General features: G+C 46.3%; 11 protein-coding genes. 9 read left to right on the top strand and 2 right to left on the bottom strand.

Translation table 11 applies throughout. The annotated features are described in order from the left end of the window. Positions 1-26: 26 nt before the first annotated feature. From D9Y29_RS20500 to D9Y29_RS20480, 5 genes are read left to right on the top strand one after another with little or no spacing between them, the layout of a single operon-like run. Positions 27-3,377, top strand: a complete 3,351-nt coding sequence (locus D9Y29_RS20500; RefSeq protein WP_127131768.1) for a SusC/RagA family TonB-linked outer membrane protein — start codon at positions 27-29, stop codon at positions 3,375-3,377. 10 nt (positions 3,378-3,387) lie between these two features. Beyond that, entirely contained in the window at positions 3,388-4,848 is a 1,461-nt protein-coding gene (locus D9Y29_RS20495; protein ID WP_127131766.1) for a RagB/SusD family nutrient uptake outer membrane protein, read from the top strand. Between the two features lie 12 nt (positions 4,849-4,860). Beyond that, positions 4,861-5,664, top strand: coding sequence for a DUF4843 domain-containing protein (locus D9Y29_RS20490; RefSeq protein ID WP_127131764.1), 804 nt, complete (start codon positions 4,861-4,863; stop codon positions 5,662-5,664). A 27-nt stretch (positions 5,665-5,691) separates the two neighbouring features. Continuing rightward, a complete protein-coding gene (locus D9Y29_RS20485; protein WP_127131762.1) occupies positions 5,692-7,110 on the top strand; it encodes a PKD-like family lipoprotein in 1,419 nt (472 codons plus the stop codon). Between the two features lie 28 nt (positions 7,111-7,138). Next, the gene (locus D9Y29_RS20480) at positions 7,139-8,242 is read left to right on the top strand and encodes a TlpA disulfide reductase family protein (RefSeq protein ID WP_164735501.1); all 1,104 of its coding nucleotides are present in this window, start codon (positions 7,139-7,141) and stop codon (positions 8,240-8,242) included. 214 nt (positions 8,243-8,456) lie between these two features. On the opposite strand, the gene D9Y29_RS20475 is transcribed toward D9Y29_RS20480, so the two are convergent. Beyond that, complete coding sequence (locus D9Y29_RS20475; RefSeq protein ID WP_164735500.1) at positions 8,457-11,012, bottom strand: T9SS type A sorting domain-containing protein; 2,556 nt, start codon at positions 11,010-11,012, stop codon at positions 8,457-8,459. A 31-nt stretch (positions 11,013-11,043) separates the two neighbouring features. Next, complete coding sequence (locus D9Y29_RS20470) at positions 11,044-11,721, bottom strand: response regulator (protein ID WP_127131756.1); 678 nt, start codon at positions 11,719-11,721, stop codon at positions 11,044-11,046. Positions 11,722-12,305: 584 nt separating this feature from the next. Here D9Y29_RS20470 and D9Y29_RS20465 point away from each other — a divergent pair. The 4 genes from D9Y29_RS20465 (at position 12,306) to D9Y29_RS20450 (ending at position 22,285) form a co-directional block, all read left to right on the top strand. Then, on the top strand, positions 12,306-18,623 hold the full coding sequence (locus D9Y29_RS20465; protein ID WP_127131754.1) for a T9SS type A sorting domain-containing protein: 6,318 nt from the start codon (positions 12,306-12,308) through the stop codon (positions 18,621-18,623). 237 nt (positions 18,624-18,860) lie between these two features. After that, on the top strand, positions 18,861-19,268 hold the full coding sequence (locus D9Y29_RS20460) for a hypothetical protein (RefSeq protein WP_127131752.1): 408 nt from the start codon (positions 18,861-18,863) through the stop codon (positions 19,266-19,268). A 360-nt stretch (positions 19,269-19,628) separates the two neighbouring features. After that, positions 19,629-20,975, top strand: coding sequence for a MutS-related protein (locus D9Y29_RS20455; protein ID WP_127131750.1), 1,347 nt, complete (start codon positions 19,629-19,631; stop codon positions 20,973-20,975). Further along, positions 20,972-22,285, top strand: a complete 1,314-nt coding sequence (locus D9Y29_RS20450) for a MutS-related protein (protein ID WP_127131748.1) — start codon at positions 20,972-20,974, stop codon at positions 22,283-22,285. Before D9Y29_RS20455 ends, D9Y29_RS20450 begins: the two co-directional genes overlap by 4 nt. Positions 22,286-22,294: the final 9 nt, after the last annotated feature.

The following is a 22,294-nucleotide window of genomic DNA, read 5'->3' as shown; positions in this document are numbered from 1 at the left end:
TTGCAAAGCCCAAAATTAACCTGGTTATGAGATTGACAGCTATGCTGCTGCTTGCAGGCTGTTTGCAGGTATCAGCTTCCGGAAATGCACAAAAAGTAAGCATACACCGGGAGAACGCGTCGCTGAAAAAAGTATTCACAGACATCAAAAAGCAAACAGGCTTTCTCTTCTTTTACAATGCCCGCCTGCTGAATGATGCTGCACCAGTTACTTTGTCAGTGAAGGATGTGGAGATGAAAGATGTGTTGGAACTCGTTCTAAAGAACCAGCCACTCAGTTTCAAGATCGTGAACCGCACCATTGTGATCAGCGCAAAAAGAAAGGAGGAGCTGGAAGAAATCCCAGTTGTCAGAGACACTGTTCCTTCCGGGTTCATTGTTACCGGCGTTATTGTGGATGACAGCACTTCGCGCCCCATCGAAGGGGCCAGTGTGATCATACGCGGCACCAAAAAAGGCGTGGCGTCAAATAGCAAAGGCAGCTTTTCCATTGCAGCAAAAACGGGAGCAAGGCTGGAAATCAGCTATGTGGGATATGAATTACAGACCATCATCATTCATAATGCCAATACTATCCAGGTAAGGTTGAAGCAGCATGCAAAAGATCCGATGGCCAATGTGGTAGTCACAGGTTACCAGTTCATCAATAAAGAAAGCTTCACAGGAAATGCCGTAACAGTAACAGGCGAAGAACTGAGAAAAGTGAATCCAGTAAATGTATTGCAAAGTATCCAGGCTTTCGATCCTTCTTTCCGTGTATTGGAGAATAACCTTTCAGGCTCCAATCCCAACCGTCTTCCCAATATCAATCTTCGTGGCAGTACGGCATTGCCCACCAGCACCGGAAATATTCTCAGCCGGGCTAACCTGCAAAGCAATGTGAACATGCCAACCTTCATCCTTGATGGATACGAAGTATCGGTGGAAAAGGTGTATGACCTTGACAACTCCCGCATCCAAAGCATCACACTACTGAAAGACGCTGCGGCTACAGCAGTTTATGGTTCACGTGCAGCCAATGGAGTAGTGGTGATCACTACCAAACAACCAAAGGCCGGTAAGCTGCAGGTATATTATAATGGTGATTTTACCGTGAACGCTCCTGACCTTACCGATTATCATTTGCTGAATGCAGAACAAAAACTGGAATACGAACGCCTGGCTGGCCTCTACAACTCAGTGGGAGAGCGCAGTTCGGATATGCAGGAAGAACTTTATTATCGTAAAAAACAGAATGTGATAGGTGGCGTCAACACCTACTGGTTATCTCAGCCATTGCGTGTTGCTCTCGGACAAAAACATACCATCTATCTCGAAGGTGGCGGCAATGGCATCCGTTATGGACTGGACCTCCGTTACCAGGCGCAACCGGGTGTAATGAAAGGGTCCACGCGTGACCGCTACAGTGTGGGCGTTGACCTCGCATACAATCCCAGCACTACCTTCCTTTTCAAGAATACACTCACCGTTACGCAGATGAATGCCACCCAATCTCCCTGGGGAAATTTCAATGATTATGTGCGGATGAATCCATATTATCCCAAGACGGATTCTCTCGGTAATATCCTGCAGTCGCTGGACAGCTGGTTGATCGATACACGTCGCAACGGCGCAGATCAGTTTGTTACAGATGTGGTGCTCAATCCTATGTACAAGAGTACACTGCATTCATTCGACAAGAACAAGTACACGGAATTCATCGATGCTTTTTCTGCCGAATGGAATATTGCCGATGGTATCAGGCTGCGCGGACTTTTCAGTTTGACCAAGCGCAAATACACATATGATCAGTACACTTCACCTAACGACAATTACTACTATTTCACTGCGCCTGATAAATTGAATGAAAGGGGAAGTTATACTTACACCACCTCCGATGAAACCTATGTGGACGGAAATATTACACTGGGTTACAACAAACAGGTAGGCGATCACTTCTTCAATGCTACGCTGGGAGCCAATATCAGAACTACCAGGCAGGATTTTACTTCATTTACGGCCATTGGGTTCCCGAATGACAGGTTCACGAATATCGGCTTCGCGCTCGGATATGCCGAAGGCGCTGCCCCGGGAGGTTTATCTACCGTTGAAAGGCTCGGCGGAACTTTCCTCAGCGGGAACTATACTTACAAGAACAAATATCTCTTCGACGCTACTATACGAAGCGATGGTTCATCCAAGTTCGGCACAGAAAAGAAGATCGCTACCTTCTGGTCGCTCGGCGTTGGCTGGAATGTTCATAAGGAAGCCAATTTCAACAGCCGCATCATCAGTTTGCTGAAACTGCGCGCAAGCACCGGAAAAACAGGCACCGTCAATTTCGCGCCCAATATGGCCAAGACCACTTTCAATTATTGGTCAGACTGGTACTCTACCGGTATGGGATCCATCGTTGCCAATTACGGCAATCCCGATCTGAGATGGCAGCAAACCATCAACGTAGATGCAGGTGTTGATCTCGGTCTGTTCAATGACCGTATCATGATCTCCCCTCGCTATTATCACAAGCTTACCAAAGGGATGCTGTCAGACATCACACTGGCGCCTTCTACCGGTTTCGGTTTTTACAAAGCCAACCTGGGCGATATGCTCAATGAAGGGTATGAACTGAACCTGAAAGCTGCTGTGGTTAAAACGAAAGACTGGATGGTGAACCTGACCCTCAATATGGCGCGCAATACTAACAAGATCGTGCTTATCTCCAATGCTCTCAAAGCTTATAACGATAAAGTAGATGAAGCTCAATCCTCCACCTACGGAGGTACTCCACTGGTGCGATATGTGGAAGGACAATCACTCAATACCATCTTTGCCGTCCGCTCCATGGGCATCGATCCGGAAAACGGACGGGAGGTCTTCCTCAAAAAGGATGGCACATATACTTATGATTGGAATGTAAAAGACATTGTTGCTGTAGCCGACAATACGCCCACTGCCGATGGCTTCTTCGGAGGCTCCGTAACCTGGAAGAATTTTATGATGCAGGTGCAGTTCTATACCAGGTTTGGTGGTAAGGATTATAACCAGACCCTGGTAGACCGTGTGGAAAATGCAGACCCACGCTACAATGTAGACAGTCGCGTATTGGGAGAAAGATGGAAAAAACCCGGTGATATCGCCAAATATAAAGACATCGCCAGTACCGGCACCACCATGGTGTCTGATCGTTTTGTACAAAAAGACAATGTGCTGGAGCTGAGTTCCATTTATTGCTCATACGATTTCAACAAAGCCTTCTGCAAAAGACTGTCTATGCGCAACCTCCGCGCATCCTTCACCATGAACGATGTTTACAGGTGGTCTTCGATGACAATCGAAAGAGGACTGGAATATCCATTCGCACGGTCATTCACTTTCTCCATTCAAACAAGTTTCTAACTCATTCGATATGAAAAAATATTCTATCATCATAGCAACGCTCTTCCTGTTGGCCTCCTGCAACAAATGGTTTGATGTGAAACCGGAAGACCAGGTAACCAAAGATGAACTGTTCAAAACAGAATCAGGTTTCATGGAAGCGCTGAACGGTGTTTACACTTCCTGTGCACACGAGGAACTGTATGGCCTGGAACTGTCTACCGGACTGCCTGAAGTGCTGGCTCAGAATTATCATTTTGAGCCGAACGACAGGGATGGATACAAACAGGCATCGATTTACAACTATATTGATCTCCGTTTTATTGATCGTAAAGACAAGATCTGGCGCAGGATGTATACTTCCATCGCCAATTGTAACCTGATCCTGGAGAATATCAATAATAGCGTGTCTTTTACAGACGTGAACCGCCAGCTTATCCATGGTGAGGCGCTGGCATTGAGGGCGTTTCTGCATTTCGATATCCTCAGGTTATTTGGCCCATCTTTTGCCTCCGCGCCAACCGGTAAGGCCATTCCTTATGTTACCACATTTTCCAATAAGGTTACGCCTTTGTCTAACGTTACTGAAGCATTGAATAAAATGGCGGCAGACCTTACAGCAGCAAAAGATTTGCTCAGAACGTCAGATCCCATTCTGAAAGGAGCTTACGTTGTGGGCTATCCCAGTGATACAGCTTCCAAAGAATTGGTGTCTCCCGTATTGTTCCAGCAAAACAGACGTCACAGGTTGAATTATTATGCCGTTTGTGGCGCACTGGCAAGGGTATATCTGTATCTCGATAAAAAGCAGGAAGCGCTGTCAAATGCAAAAGAAGTGATCGATGCAAAGAAATTCCCTTTCACAAAAGAGCAGGACTTCATCAATGCAGATGTAAAACTGAAAGACAGGATCATGTACCCTGAACTGGTTTTTTGCTGGTACGACAACTGGCATACAGAAGATTATGCAAGGCGTTTTGAATCTGGTTTTGCAGGTTTCTATATCAAGGCCGATGCAGGAGACAAACTGTATGAGAAAGGCGGCGTTGGCGGTGAAGACCGTCGGTTCAAACAATGGTTCAATCTCATCAATGATAACTCGATGGTCCGCTATGAGCTCCTGAAATACAAGCGGGATAAGGAAACCAACAGGCATCCATTGGTGCATCCTGCCATCAGGTTGAGCGAAATGTATTATATCGCAGCGGAAGCAAGCTGGGATTCAGACCCTGCCAAAGCACAGGATTACCTCAACCTGGTACGTGCTGCAAGGGGCATCAATGTGCCGGTGAATACCACATCAAAAACCATGTTCATGGATGAACTGGTAAAGGAAGTTCGCAAAGAAACTTATGCTGAAGGCCAGTTATTCTACCTGTACAAACGTCTCAACAGGGGAATTCTCCAGGAGAACGGCGCCACCACGCCACCTTCAGACAAGATCTTCATGCTGCCTTTCCCCAATGACGAATTAGAATACGGACAACATTAAACTGATGTGAACATGAAACCTAAAATTTTCTTTACCATACTGGTCCTGTTTGTTGGTGTTGCCTGTAAGAAAACACCGGATTTCATTTACCAGGCGCCAATGCAGAATGTGTATTTCGATATTAACCCGGAAGATAGTGTTGTGTACACTTTTGCTTACAGACCCGAACTGGGTAGCGATACTGTTTTCCTTCCGGTGAAACTGTCCGGACTGAGAGCAGACAGCCTCCGCCAGTTCGGAGTGATAGTGGTAGACAGCAATACAACCGCACAGGCAGGCGTACATTATGAACCATTCAAAGCCAACTACACCTTGCCAGCAGATTCAGGTGTGTTCAGGCTTCCGGTGGTCCTGTACAATACTGATCCATCCCTGCAATCGAAATCTGTAAAGCTTGCTTTGAAATTGAAACCAGGCGCAGGTTTGGATACCGGTATCAATAAACTGATCAAAGCCAGGGTGATCCTCAGCAGCAAACTGGAACAGCCTGACTGGTGGAATACCTGGCCCCTGGGCGCTTACTCACGCGTGAAGCATGAATTGTTCATGATCGCAACCGGTGTTACTTCAATGACCAAAGACGGCCTGGATGCTCCGCGCAACCTGTTCCTGGTAGGAAAATTGAATGCCATGACGGCAGATCCTTTCACCTGGGTGAACAACAATCCAGATAAAGGGTATGTGCTCACTCTTCGCGATGATGGCAATTACGATTTCTATGCTACCACCAATCCGGCCAAACTGATCATGGTCCGGAAAGATGCCGGGTCAGGAAGATTCTATTTCGTGGATGAGAACGGACTGGACATCAACTAATACTGCAACTGTCAAAAACATACTTCAATGCGTAACCGATTATTCATAACAGCCGCCCTGCTCGCCTTGCTGGCGGCTTGTTACAAAGACAAAGGGAACTACGATTACAATCTTCCCGAAAAACCCATCATCACTAACCTGGATACTGTTTATTCCGTATACGTGGGAGATAGCCTGATCATCAAACCCACCATTCAATTCAGCAATCAGAGCCAACTTGCTTTCGATTGGACGATCGCTATTCCCGAGCTGGCTTCCGACCTCAGTTTCACAGGCCCGGAAATCAGGACCGTATTCGGCTTGGGCGCCAACAGGTACCGCGGTAAACTCACCATTACCAATAACAGCAATGGAATGAAATATTTCCATGATTTCATTGTAAGTGGTAAAACGAGCTTTTCCCAGGGTACTACTGTACTCAGTGTTTACAACGGAGAAACCAAACTTTCGTTCATCAAACCAGACGGGACCGTGCAGCCCGATATTTATGAAGCTGCTAATCTCGGGGAAAAGCTTGGTGGAAAACCAAGGCAACTGATCGGTCTTCGCCATGCCAGTATCGAACCCTGGCACACTACCAGCTACTGGGTGTTTACCGATGAAGGTGAAAAAGGTGTACAGATAGATTCTTACACCATGAAAAAGATAAAAAACCTTTCCGGTAATTTCTTCATTCCACCCGCAACAGTAACACCCGGCAATTTTTCTCCCACACAGATGGAATCCATGAATGGTGTGATCAATGGAAAACTGTATGTGGGCATGACGCAGACCTGGAACAAGAACCCTCTCTACAATATGTTCGGCAATCCTGCGGAAGGCGACTATAACCTGTTTGAGCAGGCTGCTTTCAATTCCGTAATGCCTTACTTCCTGGGCTATGATAAAGTGAAAAAACAAATAGTGGCTTTCACCAATTTTGGTAATCCTGCATTCATCGGTACCGGTTACCAGGTGGTGGGCAGCGCCTTCGATCCACGCAGTGTGGGCCTGGACCTGCTTTTCTTTGTACAGGTGAACGATGGTAACTGTTTTGCCGTAGGTAAAGATGCTTCCGGTACTTTGAAGGAGATCAAATTCGGTGTGGAATTCATGGGCATCATCCTGATCAAACCGGAATATATCCGCAACTTCTCACAACCCAACCTGGTCACAGCAACTACCAAATGGACCAATTCACCCGGCGAAATATTCTATTTCACTTCTGGCGATAAGATCTACCGCTATAATCCTGCGAACGAAGACTTCCGGGTGCTCACCACCAATTTCGAAGGAAAGGATGTGACCATGATCAAACTGATAGATGGTGGCAATACCATGTTAGCCGGAACAGAAGGAACACTCTATCACCTGGACGTAAGCACCGGTAAATTTGGAGACATCATCAAAAAGCAAACAGGCATTCCGGGGCTCACCATTGACGCTGTGATCCGCAATGACCTGTAATCATCATTCAATTTCTAAAAAAACAACAATGAACATAAACAAGAATATTGTACTGGCCCTCTTCATTACGGCATCTCTCTCTGCATTGTCCTGGCAACAGACCGGCAAACCGGAAGCATTTGCAGTGAGCGGTAATCTTTCCGGATTCAAAGACAGCATTGTTTACCTCACCTACGGAGTTTTCGACGATACAAAAATGGACAGCGCAAAAGTGATCAATGGCAAATTCTCTTTCAAGGGCCGTGTGGAAGAGCCCGTGCAGGGCATGCTCTTCTCACGCGATTATAAACTGCGCCTGGACCTCTTTGTAGACAAAGGGCAGGTTGAAATAAGTGGCGCCCCAGACAATCTGAAAGTAAGCGGCTCTGCTGTGGTGAATGAATATGCCCGGTTCAACCAGGAGATCATGAGCAACAGGAAATGGGTGAACAATATTTATACCGAAGCCTGGAATGCAAAACAGGCCGGCGATACAGCCAGGGCCAGACTACTGGAAGCCGATGGCGGCAAATGGTATGCTTATGAATACGAGATCCGCAGGAATTTCATCAGGCAGCATCCATCAAGTCCTGTCAGCGCCAGGGAATTGCTGATGTATGTGAACAACAAAACGCTGGATGAATGCAGGCCGATGTACGATGCGCTCCATGCAACAGTGAAATCTTCATTGCAGGGACAGGAGCTGACGCGTCGCATGGAATTGCTCAGTAAAATTAAAACCGGGAATAAAGCACTGCCTTTTGCCCAAACTGCCGTTGATGGACAAACGATAACACTCGATACCTACAAGGGGAAATATGTACTGCTCGAATTCTGGGCTTCCTGGTGTGGGCCTTGCCGCGCCGAGAACCCCAACCTTCGTAAACAGATGGATATCTTCGGGGCCAAAGGATTCAATGTACTGGGTGTATCCCTCGATAAATCCCGCGATCCCTGGATCAAAGCCATTGATAAGGATGGCCTCACCTGGACGCAGGTGAGCGACCTCAAAGGATGGAACAACGCTATTGCAGTTGCATATGGTGTAAAAGCAGTGCCTGCCAATTTCCTGATCGATCCCTCAGGGACCATCATTGCGCAGGACCTTCGTGGTGAAGCGCTCAATCAAAAACTGAAAGAGATTTTCAAATAAACCTGCAGACAGGTTAATGGGGCTGACTAAAAAGGTCAGAGAGCTGGCAGTCGCTCGCCTCCCGGCGAGTGACTTGTATTAGTTCGCCTCCGGCGAACACCGCGTCGCCGGAGGCGACTAAACAAAACTCACTCGCCAGAGGCGAGCGAGTGGGCTCACCGAAATTCTAAGATGGTAGCTTTTTAGTCAGTCCCATAATTCTTCCTGGCGAATATTACTTCAGCTTGGTGATCTTATGCGATGACATATTTCCTTCCCGGGTTACCACAATGATATGATAGGTCCCTTCTCGCAGATCGGCAATGGAGATCTTCTGCTGTTGCGGCATGCCGCTAAGCTGTTTGACCTTCCTGCCGGTTGCATCGAATACCTGGATCGTTTCATTGCCCGCCAGACCCTGAATTGTTATGATATCCTTTGCAGGATTGGGATAAACGAGAATACTTTGTCCATTCACCCTTATCTGGCGGACTGGACTGTATTCCCATTTCCCGTCGAAGTCGATCTGCTTCAACCTGTAGAAATTGGTACTGTTTGCCGGGCTATTGTGTTTATAACTGTAGGCGATTGTCCCGGAACTATTTCCTCCTTCTGCTTTTGAGGGCTGGAAGCCGATTGAGGTCCAGGTGCTGCCATCTGTGGAATGTTCAATAGAAAAGCCACGGTTATTTGATTCCGAAGCAGTGGACCAGTTGAGGACTACAGCAGCGGATTGCCTGGTGGCGGTAAATTCGGTTAAGCTTACCGGTAATGCACAGGTGATATCGTAAGTTACAATATCCTGCCCGGTGCATCCTCCCAAAGGTGTTGTGATATTCCAGGCAAAGCGGTACTGCCCGATAAAATCAAGATTGCTGGCTGTAGTGGAAGGACTTCCCGGCGATGCAATAGTTGGACTGGCGCCGGCAGGTCCATCAATGAAAGTCCATAGGCCCGTTCCAGCCCCAGCTGAATTACCCAGCAGCGGCACTGACTGCGTACAACTGGTCAGATCGGAACCTGCATTCGGGTTTATCTTTTCTTCAACGTGAATGGTGAAATTGCCCGACAATGAGGCGCCGCTGCAACCATATTCTGCCGCCATGATCGGACCAGCTCCGGGCCCATTCATGGCTGTGATGCTGAATACATAATCACCAGGCATGTTGAGATTGGAAATGGTAGTGCTTGTGCTGGTAAGGCTGCGTAAACTTGTAGAGGTATAAGTTGGATTGGCAGACCCTGCTGGTTTGGAAACTACAGCAAAATTGTAGTAGCCACCAAATTCCTGCAGATAGCTTGAATTCACAACACCCTTGTACACCGCAGGAAGCGGAACAGTTGCCGATATTACGGCTCCTGCAGCCGTGTAGCAGGCGCTCACGTCCGGCACTCCAACATTCGTACGGCCATTATCGGTGATATGAATAAAATAGGACTGGTTTACCTCACAGGCGCCATTGGATGTTGATACCGAAAATGAATATGTTCCAACGCTCCATCCTCCCGCAGGAGGCGTTACGGTAACCATTCTGTCGTAGGTCCCGGCGCCAGACAGCGCTATGGTAGGCGCTCCTCCCGGAGGGGTGATGCCTCTGTTTGTAACTGTAGTAACCACTGTAGCGGGATCTGCCGGATCGATACTGAAATAAAATGTTTCGGGAGTTGTAGTCCCTGCCTTGCTGCTGCAATGGACCTCTCCCCCGGATCCGGCATTGGAGTAGATCGTCAGTTGTTCCGGAGCTTCGTGCCCGGCAGGCTGAAAATTAACGAAGTGTGGCTTGACGCCGGTAAAGTTGTAAGTCAATGTTGGTGTAGTGTGGGTTCCACAGCTATTCGTGACCGTTAGTTGGATTTGATAGGTACCCGGAATAGTACCACCTGCAAGGAAAAGTCTTCCTTCATCACTGATACGGTCAAACGTAAGGTTGGCTCCGGCAGGCTGGCTGACCACATTGATGGAAATGGCAGTACCCGAGCTTGCCGCTCCGGAAGTGTTGGGATAATTTGTTGCCACTATTGGTGAGCCGGCTGCTGGGAAAATGACTGTCCGGTCATTACCTGCATCCCGGCAAAGGCTGGTGGTGCCGGTATACACCAGAACAGGATTCGGAACAAATCTTACAATTGTCGTGTCTTCATAACTACATGTATTATCGGCAGACGTAATTCTCAAAATGGCGTAATAAGACGGATCAATCGTATGGTTGGCTTTATTGATCAGTGAAAAGACAGGAGTGGCTGTAGTGGTATTGTCAAAGCTGGAATTGGTATTGACCACTGTACTATACCTGCTCCAGGAATAAATATTCACTGACCTCCAGGCGCCTGTAAATCCTGCAGGTATAACACCAGCCAACGGGGTTGTGCCTACCGTTGCGCAAACATTGGTAATTTCAGGGCCGGCAGTAAAACTTGCCGGACGCGGATGGGCGGTGATCGTAACCGTTGAAATGGCGGTGCCGGTTCCGCAGGCGCGGGAAAGCTGGAATACATAATTGCCATCCATTGTCATTCCGGTTATATTGGTAACCAGGGAATTGGGGGTGGCGATAGTGGGGACCACCGGCCCGGATACAAAGGTCCATACAGGCGTTCCGGCACCGGTTGTGCCGCTTTCTGTTCCTGTTAAGGTAGTGGTTGAGCCGCAGACGATCGCATTTCCGCCCGCATTGATTGTGCAATTTTGAGCCTGTAAGGTTGATGTGTAAAAAATGAGAAATAAGAGAAGAAGTGTTGGGTTGATTTTGTTTAAGAATTGTTTTGTTGATTGTGCTTTCTTCGTAAGCATATGCATAGGATTGATATAGTGACGGTAGGTATCATAATTCGTCGAGTTGAATGATGCCGTTCTGTAAGGCAAATTTGATAACCCCTGCAAGATTCCTGGCTCCTATACGTCTGGTTATACTGCTCCGGTATTGTTCCACGGTCCGCTCAGAAAGGTATAAATGACTGCTTATTTCTTTGGTGGTCATTTGTCTGCACAATAATCTGATCAGCTCAAGTTCTTTTCCTGAGAACTTTGTGTTTGCTATCAGATGTCTGATGGTATGATCTTCGTCTGTGTTGGAAAAACGATTCAGAATATGCGCCCGGGCTTCACTGCAGAAATAATCACGGCCTTCCATCAACACATGTATTGCCCGGATGAAATCATCATCATTCTCTTTTTTGATCACATAGCCGTTGATCCCGGATTGAAACATCTTTACAATCGTTTCGGCGGAATAGGTATAAGTATATGCCAATACCCTGGCTGATGGGATCTTATATTTCAGTTCCCGTACCAGTATTTCACCTGTAGTATCGGGAAGGGAATAATCAACAATGATCAGTTTAGGGAAATGCTGTAAAGCTTTACTCATGCCACTCGCACCATCATGAGCCATGTAGAAATTTTCAAAAAGATCTCCTATCAACAACTTTATACCATTGGCCACCATCTTATGATCATCTATGACTAATACTGAATTGTACCTGGCCTGTTTGCTTTCCATTGGTTAAGAGGATATTTGTTTAATTGACGTGAAGGGGTTGTCTCATTTTCCATTATCACTATATCCGATTGTTCATTTCTGATGAACTGCTTTTTTCCGGATTTTTCATCTGCAACGGGAAAAAGGGCCATCAATAAACCAATACGAATCATTAAGAGGTTGGTTATAGGCTTATACTGGACAAAACTAATGAATTAACTATATGGATAACTGTAGTATATAATTTATTGAATTGGTGAGTTGAAGAAGTACTGTATACGTTTATGGACGAATAATGGGGTTACCTCTTTCATATCAGCCACAGTCTATTGATGCAGTTCATTGGTTTATAAAGGGAAACCCTTATGGAATGCGGCATTCATGAAAATGCTTGTTAGAAAAAATTCTCCTTCGTACCTGGCTTCTATCTTGTTAGATGATTAACCTTATCCGGGCATACGGGTTTTCTATTATAGGGAAAGTACTATTGTTAACCTCAGGTATTACTGTATCTCAAAGCGGATCGTCATAATGTGACTATTTTTAATACGAGAACCAGTGCGGACGGTTAATCATCCATTTTCCTTTTCAAATTCCTTCTTCTTATGCACACAAGAAAGATCTGCTCTTTGGGGCTGGCGGGTATATTGCTGTCGACCCTTTCCCTTAAAGGACAATCACCCGGCGGAGTTCCTGCCGCAGCCTGGTACCGGGCTGATATAATTTCAGGATTATTTACAGACAATGGCACCACCCAGGTGTCTGACAACAGCACGGTTTACAGGTGGAACGAATATTCCGGCACAGGATTTAATTTGTTGCAGACAACATCAGGTTCAAGACCTGTTTTCTCCAATGCCACAACCCTTGCTAACTTTAATCCAACCCTAACCTTCGATGGCAGTAACGATTGGATGCAATTCACTGCCGGAACAGGGATCAACATAATAGACAGAGCTGAAGGCTCTTTGTATGCAGCAGGCTTCATGAATGTACAAAAACGCAGTGGCATGCTTGGCTTTCATCCATCTATGGACTATCCCGGCCTGCATGCCTATGCTTCAAACTTCCATTTACTTTTCTTTACCGGCGGTCCCGGATACCAGGGACAAAGTACTGAGCCCATGGCGGCAAAATCTTTCTTTACAGCTGGTGCTGGTTGGAGGAATGCTGCGGGTACTAATGCCAGTTATGCCGGTGCTACTGTATCTCTGAACGGAAACAGAATCGACTATTCAGGCAGCCAGCTTCAAAATGCAAATCTCTCTACAGGCGCACGTGATCTGCGTATTGGCGGCGACAATAACTACGGTGCTTTCAGCGGACAGTTGAATGAGATACTTGTTTTTGAAGACAGGCTTACAAGCAGTCAGATGGACCAGGTGGAAACCTACCTGGCAATTAAATATGGTACAACCTATGCCAGCGGAGGACGGGACTACAAGAGCTCAACTAATGCTACCGTTTGGAATGCAGCTGCCAATACAGGCTGGCATAACAATATTGCCGGTATAGCACGCGATAATAATGGAGCGCTTTACCAAAAGCAATCCTGGAGCACCAATGAAGGCCGGCAGGTACTCATTGGCGTTGGATCGCTCGCCAACACTAATGCCGCCAATGCAGGCAGTCTTACAGACGGACAATATCTAATCTGGGGAGATAATAATCTTTCCAAAAATGCAAATATCCCCATCACAGGGATCACGGGCATCAGCCACAGGTTCGCCGCTACATGGAAAGTGCAAAACACTGGCTCTGTCGGCACCGTACGCGTTGCATGGCCCAAAAGCCTCATAAACCTGAAACTGATCCAGAGCTCCGATGCAGTTTTTGATGCAACTGATGTTGTTTCTGATATGTCTGCCAACGAAACAACCATCAATGGCGTTATTTATAATTATGTTGATGTAATTCTATCCGATGGCCAATTTTTTACTTTCGCAGCCAAAGTACCTTCTCCGGGCGGAGTGGTGGATGGCCTGCTGATGTGGCATAAAGCCGATGATGGCGTAGTAACCCCCGGAGCAAAAAATAAATGGCAGGACGTATCTGGCAATGGAAGGGACGTTTCCCAGAACAATAACGCAACCTACCAGCCTTTACTGGTAACCGATAATGCTTACAAAGCCGATAACAAAACCTATACTTTCAATTTCAATCCCTTCTATTATTTCGACGGAGATAATGATTTCTTCTACAGGGAAGGTGATCTGTATTTTCCTACCATCAATAGCCCGGGCTCTACTTATGGTGTAATGTTCAACTCCGGCAGAGGTGGCTGGAACACGCCTTACGGATGGGCAGATGATGATCCTAATTTCTTCCGCTGGGATGAACGATATGAATTATGGAGAGATAACGGACGTGCGATCATGACAACGGATATGGATGCCCGAACATTGCCGGCAAATATTGGAGGTATGTCCTGGCGTGGAACTGGTATCAATGGCGTTTACATGAATCTCGATGGTAAAACGTACAGCTCTACTTCCACACATATAGGCACATTGAACAATAACAGGACTCCTGCCAACTTTGCCATTGGTTCCGAAGGGCACAATGTACAGGGAAGTGGTAATGAAAATCACCAGGGAGGTATATCCGAAGTATTTGCTTACAGCATTGATCACCAGAACTCAGGTGGCGATGAAAAGCAAAGGATCAATTCTTACCTCGCCGTAAAATATGGCATCACGCTGAAAACGGAGGATGGTACAGGTGTTCCCAATTACCTCAATAGTGCTTCTTCAGTTGTTTGGGATGCAACCGTCAATGCCGGTTATAATAAGAATATTGCCGGCCTTGCCAGGGATGAAAGCAGCGCCCTTCACCAGAAGCAATCACAAAGCAATGTTGCCGGTCAGCAGGTGTTGATCGGAACTACCGGTCTGGCAAATACGAATGCATTGAATGCAACCGGGCTGGCAGAGGGCCAGTGGCTGCTCTGGGGAGATAATGGTTTAGCCAAATCAATGGCAACTTCGTTTATTTATCCAGGTATCCCTGAGTTGAACCTGCGTTTTGCCGCCATATGGAAAGTACAGAATACCGGTAATATTGGTACTGTACGGGTATGCTGGCCCAGTGGAGTTGCAGGGATACATTTGATCCAGAGTGCAGACGACAACTTTGATGATACCGATCCGCGAACAGACATGACTGGAAATACTTTATCCATCAATGGCGTGGTGTATAATTATGCAGATGTTACGCTTCCCGACGGCCAGTATTTCACTTTTGCCGGTTATGTTGTAGGTCCGGGTAATGTAGCTTCTGCTGCATGGTACCGTGCAGATGCAACTGGTCAGTTATTCTCTGATGCCGGAACTACAGTGGTTTCCGACGGACAGGATGTTCAGCAATGGAATGAATACCGCGGTACAGGACATAACTTCAGTCAATATGCAGGGCAGCAACGTCCTCGTTTCTCCAACGAAACAACCCTGGCGAATTTTAATCCAACCGTTACCTTTTATAATAATGCACGATTATATTACAATCCTGATATTGCGAACCAGGTAATAGACAGAGCTAATGGATCGCTGTATGCTGCAGGATATGTAAATACCGTCAACCAGACAGGTTTCTTTGGATTTAATGAAAGCAATGATGACGCGGGTTTACACATATTTGGCGCAGAAAACAAGTTGTTGTTCTATACAAGAACGGGCTCTGCATACACTGGATATAGCAGCAATGCTTTTGCGAACAAATCATATTTTACCGCAGGAGCAGGCTGGCAGAACGGAACCACCAACCTGGATAATGCCACTGTATCGCTGAACGGTATCCGCACAGACTACACAACTGCAGATGCCATACTGAATGTTCTGAATACGGATAATAATGGCCGTGATATGATGATGGGACGTGATGGCAATACAGGTGCATTGGACGGTCAGCTGAATGAATTGGTGGTTTTTGAACACAAATTGGATGTAGCGGAAATGGACCGTGTAGAAACATACATGTCCATTAAGTATGGAATTACTTTCGCCAATGGAACACGCGATTATAAGAATTCAATGAATGGCACCGTATGGGATGCCACAGTGAATAACGGATATCACTATAACATTGCCGGTATTGGCCGTGATGATCTTGGCTCTTTATCACAAAAGCAATCATGGAGCACCAACACAGGCAGGCAGGTGCTGATCAGTACTACCGGCCTGGCCAATACCAATGCTGCCAACACCGGTGTATTATCGAACGGTCAGTACCTGGTATGGGGCGATAATAACCTGGCCAAAGCGCCCTCTGAAAACATGACCGGTGTAACTGGCATCAATAAACGCTTTGCAGCTATCTGGAAAGTTCAAAACACCGGCAGTATCGGTACTGTACGCGTAGCCTGGCCAAAAGGGCTTACCAACATGAAGCTGGTGCAAAGCCCCGATAATGTGTTCGATGCCTCTGATGTATTCACAGACATGGCAGGAACACAAACTGTAAATGGAGTGGAATATGCCTATGCAGATGTTACCTTGAGCGATGGACAGTATTTTACGCTTGCTGCTTTTGTACAAGCGCCCGGAGGCGTAACAAACGGTCTGAGCCATTGGTACAGGGCGGATAAACTGACTGAATCTGGAGGAACCGGAACCACCCTGGTGAAATGGACGGATTTCACATCCGGCGTTGTTACTGCCCAGCTTGGAACAGGAGCATTGCCTCAATTCAAAACCGGGGACTCTGCTTATTTCAATTTCAACCCAGGCATCAACTTTACCGCTACCAACCAGTCTATCGGTAATATTACCGAACCTACGCTTTCATCAACTGACTTTGACATTTTCACAATGACGAAAGAGGGGATGAGTGGCACCAGGTTCTTTAATATAGGTATGGATAATACCACACTTAATGGAACCAACTGGGATCACCCTGGTTTGTATACTAATGGTACAATAGCAAGAAGAGATAACACAGGAGGAAGCCTTGGAGCTCCTAACCCCGGGAACATCAATTTCCTGACCAATGTTTCCAGCATCATGTATCATCGTTTTACCAATACCTCAATGAGTAAAGGGCTTAATGGCAATGTAATGGGGGCAATTTACAACCATACTGCCAGGGGAGCGATGACAGGAGGATTTATGTTCGGATCCAATGCTGTAAATGTTGCCGGAGGTGATGACGCAGGATTTGTTGGAAATATCGGGGAGCTGATCATTTACGGCAATGGCGCTATCACTGATGCAGAACGTAACAAAGTGGATGCCTACCTCGCAATCAAATATGGTATTACGCTTCATAACAGTAATAACTACACTACGTCTCAGGATATGGTTGTCTGGGATGCCGCCGCCAATTCCGGATTCTATAATAATGTGGCAGGCATCGGTCACGACTTCAATTCCGCACTGCTTCAAAAGCAGAGCAGAAGCCAGCATGCAAATACCAATGGACAGGTGATCATGGCGCTGGGAACTATCGCTCCAACTAATGAGGAGAATACCGGCACCATCGCTGATGGTAATTTCCTGATCTGGGGAGATAACGGCAATACACAAGCGATGACCAATACTGCCGGCACTTATACTGCATTCAGTTATGCTGGAAGCGTGGATAACGGACGCCGTATGAACCGCGTCTGGAAAGTACAGAATACCAGTATTACCGATCAGTTGTTCATCCGCTTCCCGCAGGCTTCAGTAGGCACTACCACGCTTGCCAATGATGCCTGTGCAGATTATGCTATCATCTTTGCCGACGATGCAGCCTTCACCACCAATGTTACGGCAATCCCCCTTACATTGAACGGTACAAACTATGAGGCAATGCACGGCTTCCCCAACGGAGCAAGCTATTTCACTTTCGGAAGAGTAACACCATTAAGTACAGGAACTGTATATCTCCCGGAAGTTGTTGAAACTACCACAGAATACAATGATAACTGCGGAACAGGTGAATGGGCCCAGTTTAATAAAGCAGGAGATCCGGCACAAAAGTTATTGGGAGTATCCGGGGTTTCCGGACCGGAACTGGATAACCTTGATGTGACCATCACTCCTGAAGGAGTTGGTTATAGCGGACCTGTTCATACTACCAACCTGATGCCGCGCATTGCATCGATCGTGGATAATAATCCTTCACCGGTTTCCACTGGAAAATTGAGAGTCTATTATAGCGCAGACGAGATGAATGCAACAAATGTTCCGGGTGCATTGACCAATGGTTGGTTCATGTATGATGGTAGTGCAGATGATGTAATAACAGATGTTTACGATAATGGCCTGTTCACGGGAGGAAAGGCTGAAGCAATAGCGCCCGATGCCTCCGGAGTGGAAGATGGGATCTATTTCGTAGAGTTCCATAATGTTCCCCTGGGCTCCAGCTTCGTTTATCTGTCTTCCACGCAAAATCTGAGCGCGGTATTGCCGGTTACCTTGCTGTCGTTCAACGCTCAGGCTGGAAAAAATAACATAATCCTCAAATGGGCTACTTCAAATGAACAGAACAATAAAGGGTTCGAGATTGAACGAAGCGGAGATGGAAACACCTGGAGCCGTATAGATTTTGTTGGCTCGAAGGCTGTGAACGGCAATAGCAGTAGCAGGGAAGATTATGTTTATGTAGACAATGCGCCGCTCGCTGATAAGAACTACTATCGCCTGAAACAAATAGATCTTGATGGCAGGTCTAAATATAGTCCGGTTAGTATGGCAATATTCTCTCCTGCCCTGAATATCACTGTAGCTCCTAATCCGGTGGTGGGTGAGCTCAGGATCGAAGGACTGAAGGGAAAGAACAAGATCAGTATTACAAATATCTCAGGTCAGGTTGTAAGATCAATTTCAGTTGAAAAAGACCAGATATTATTAATCGATATGTCGCGATATGTGCCTGGCGTTTATTTTCTGAGCATTCAAAATGAAAACGGTTCATTCAGCAGGCACAAGGTTCTGAAACGTTAAATCTCAGGGCTATTTCAAGTGGTGTACCAGGACCAGTGGAGCGAAAGCTGCAACTTTCATGAAGGAAGTATGACAGGTTCAAGTCTCTTAGGAAATTTTGGTAGGTATTCTAACAGATAAGAATTTGTCGTTGCAGTCAGTACCGCTGCTGGTCCTGTATTTTGCAAAATTTTGTTAATCAAAGGCTGTGCAGAAATTTCTGCACAGCCTTTGTTGTCTAACCAGTAAACTCACCGTATGAATAAATTATCCATTATTGCGCTGCTGTTTGTGCTGGTACTTGGCGTTTCCTGTAAAAAGGAATATTATACAACTGAAGTAACGGAAATACCTAACCGAACAATCGTTTATACAGTACCTCCATCCGCCTGGAGCTTTAACTCATCCGATGGCACTTATATAACTGCTATCGATATGCCTGAAATTGATGATGTTGTTTTTGAGAACGATGGTGTAGTGGTGGCCGCACTGTTCGATGGCACCAATTATGAAGTATTGCCACAGGTATATGGCGGATTTAGCTACACGTATTTTTATAAGCCCGGCGGATTGACCATCAGTATACAGGGCTCGGATGGAAGCGATGGTTTCAAACCAACAACCGGTATTAAATTCAAGATCGTGCTGATACCTTCGGAGCAATAAAATAGTTGAAAGAATAATGAAGCTGCGAAAAGATCGCCGAACCAATTTCGCAGTGCCCAGGGGCTGACTTAAAAGGCGGAGAGCTGGCAGTCGCTCGCCTCTGGCGAGTGACTTGTATTTAGTCGCCTCCGGCGACGCGGTGTTCGCCGGAGGCGAACAAATATTCGTCACTCGCCGGAGGCGAGCGACTGCTCTCCGAATAATTGCAATATCCTTTTTATTCATGCCTGATTGCTGTAACTGGCTCTGCTACTGCTTTTCATAAGCAGTTTGAAAAATGTCCCGAAGATTTAAAAAAATTCCTGCTCCACCATTTCCGAAAATATATCTGATATTCGCCAGGATACACAACCCTCTCACATGTCATTTACAACTGATAAACAAACCCTGGAAGATCTGCATATCTTCGGAAAACATGGCGGCGAATCCATCTACAATATTTTCAATCGCTGCTCTACCAGAGGCGGCGCGGCAGTGCTGGAAGAAATGTTCCGTTATCCGCTTTCCAGCCATGACGCCATCAACAAACGTTGCAGCATTATTCAATCCTTTGCCGCACTGGGAACTGTTTTCCCTTTTAAAAGTTCGGACTTCGATGCAGCTGAGCCTTACCTGGAAAATACTGATGAACGGTCCAAACTAACTACGCAGGACAATTCAGTTGCCCGTAAGCTCACCAATATGATCGCCATGGATGTGAATACCCAGCTGATCTACAAAGGAGCAGAGGCACTCATAGAGCTGATGAAGAAAGCGCTGGACCTGATGAACGAGTTGACTTCGAATGAATTTTACAGTGAGGAAAAAGAAGAATTGTTGGCAGTCCTCCACCTTCCTGCATTCGCAGAGATCCTGAACAGCAAAGGAAAGCTAACGCACGGTCAAATTGCTGCTTTCGATGTACTGCTGCGCTTTAAGCACAGGGAGCAGATCGAAAAAATGTTGCGACTGATTTACAATCTCGATGCTTACCTGTCCATTGCCAAAGTAGCGAACGAAAGGAAGTTCGTGTTCCCAAAAGCGCTCACCGGAAACCAGCAGCAACTGTTGAAACTGGAAGGCCTTTATCATCCTTTGTTGAAAAACGCAGTGCCGAATAATATCCATGTAACAGCAGAGAGCAATATCATCTTTCTAACAGGAGCTAATATGGCGGGTAAATCCACTTTCATGAAATCCCTGAGCATCGCTATGTACCTGGCGCATACAGGGTTTCCGGTGGCTGCGAAAAATATGGAATTCACCGTATTGGATGGCGTGTACACCACCATCAATCTGCCTGATAATCTCGGCATGGGCGCCAGCCATTTCTACGCGGAAGTATTACGTGTAAAACTTATGGCGCAGGAACTGAGAGCGAAGAAAGATCTTTTCATCGTTTTCGATGAACTCTTCCGCGGCACTAATGTGAAAGACGCTTATGAAGCCACCATAGCTATTGTATCTGCTTTCGCGAAAAAGAGGAAAAGTATTTTCGTTATCTCAACTCATATCATCGAAGCAGGGGATGTGCTTCGCGAAAAATACAGGAATATCAACTTCGTATACCTTCCTACGCGCATGAATGGCAACCAGCCTGAATACACTTATACGCTGGAACAAGGCATTACAGGAGATCGCCACGGTATGGTGATCATTCAAAACGAAAAGATCCTCCACATCCTGAAAAACGGAAAAAGGAAACCACGAAAAACAATGACAGTATGAGTTTTGTAACAGATAAACAAACTTTGGACGACCTCAATATCACCGGGAAATTCAAACCTCAATCCATATTCAATCTTTTCAACCATACACAAACAGTGGGTGGGGAAAAATTACTGGAAAAAATGTTCAACCAGCCGTTGTCCGATCCTGCGGCCATTAACTGTCGCAGTGAGGTGTTCAAATTTTTTCATGAACGCAAACTGCAATTTCCTTTCGATCAGAATACTTTCCAGGAGGCGGAAGCCTGGCTTGGAGCCGGTACTGGCAGTACTTTCCTGGGAGCTGCAGGCAGTTTGTTGCAGAAAAAACTCCTGCATATGGCGGTGAAGGATGAACAGTATGAACACCTGCAACGTGGCCTGCTCGCCGCAGTTGAAGTGTTCAGCGTATTGCGCAACTTCCTGCAAAAAATGGAAAAGAATTTTCCCGATACTGTACAATTCAAAACCGTTAAGGAATTATTCTCCAGTCCAAAGATGAAGTGGTTGCAGGAGTTTCAGAACACAAAACCTGCATTGCTGCAGTTTGCGAAGTATGATCATCTCATACGTCATGCACTCCGGGACGATGTAGAGCAGATACTCGATCTCATTTATCATCTCGATGTATACATTGCCGTCAGCGATACTGCACGCGCTAAAAATCTGCATTATGCAAAGGCATTGCCAAAGGAGGATTATGTTTTCCGGACTACGGCTTTGAGTCATCCTGCACTTGAAAAGGCGGTAGCCAATCCGCTGAGCCTCCACGAAGACCTGAATGTTCTCTTTCTCACCGGGGCCAATATGGCCGGCAAATCCACTTTCATGAAGTCCCTGGGCATCGCCGTATACCTGGCACATATGGGATTTCCTGTTGCTGCCCGGGAAATGGAATTTTCCGTGAGGGATGGACTCTATACTTCCATCAATGTGCCTGATAACCTGAATCTCGGGTACAGCCATTTTTATGCAGAAGTATTGCGCGTGAGGAAGGTGGCGGAAGAAGTGGCAAAGGGCAATGATCTTGTGATCATCTTCGATGAACTTTTCAAGGGAACCAATGTGAAGGATGCATATGATGCAACGCTCGCTGTTACCAAAGAGTTTGCAACCTGGCACAATAGCTTCTTCGTGATCTCCACGCATATCATTGAAGTGGGCGATGTTCTGCAACATGATTGTGATAACCTGCAATTTTCTTATCTTCCCACCATCATGGAAGGCAGCGTACCGCGCTACACTTATACACTTACAACAGGTATCACCAATGATCGTCATGGCATGCTGATCATTGAGAACGAAAGGATACTCGAAATGATAGAAGATTAAACAGCCGGC

This window comes from Pseudoflavitalea rhizosphaerae (assembly GCF_003991355.1).
Taxonomy (GTDB): domain Bacteria; phylum Bacteroidota; class Bacteroidia; order Chitinophagales; family Chitinophagaceae; genus Pseudobacter; species Pseudobacter rhizosphaerae.
This window is presented reverse-complemented; position numbering and strand designations above follow the sequence as displayed.

Coding starts and splice junctions, on each gene's coding strand:
- D9Y29_RS20500 (WP_127131768.1), top strand. CDS start 27: ATGAGATTGACAGCTATGCTGCTGCTTGCAGGCTGTTTGCAGGTATCA.
- D9Y29_RS20495 (WP_127131766.1), top strand. CDS start 3,388: ATGAAAAAATATTCTATCATCATAGCAACGCTCTTCCTGTTGGCCTCC.
- D9Y29_RS20490 (WP_127131764.1), top strand. CDS start 4,861: ATGAAACCTAAAATTTTCTTTACCATACTGGTCCTGTTTGTTGGTGTT.
- D9Y29_RS20485 (WP_127131762.1), top strand. CDS start 5,692: ATGCGTAACCGATTATTCATAACAGCCGCCCTGCTCGCCTTGCTGGCG.
- D9Y29_RS20480 (WP_164735501.1), top strand. CDS start 7,139: ATGAACATAAACAAGAATATTGTACTGGCCCTCTTCATTACGGCATCT.
- D9Y29_RS20475 (WP_164735500.1), bottom strand. CDS start 11,012: ATGCTTACGAAGAAAGCACAATCAACAAAACAATTCTTAAACAAAATC.
- D9Y29_RS20470 (WP_127131756.1), bottom strand. CDS start 11,721: ATGGAAAGCAAACAGGCCAGGTACAATTCAGTATTAGTCATAGATGAT.
- D9Y29_RS20465 (WP_127131754.1), top strand. CDS start 12,306: ATGCACACAAGAAAGATCTGCTCTTTGGGGCTGGCGGGTATATTGCTG.
- D9Y29_RS20460 (WP_127131752.1), top strand. CDS start 18,861: ATGAATAAATTATCCATTATTGCGCTGCTGTTTGTGCTGGTACTTGGC.
- D9Y29_RS20455 (WP_127131750.1), top strand. CDS start 19,629: ATGTCATTTACAACTGATAAACAAACCCTGGAAGATCTGCATATCTTC.
- D9Y29_RS20450 (WP_127131748.1), top strand. CDS start 20,972: ATGAGTTTTGTAACAGATAAACAAACTTTGGACGACCTCAATATCACC.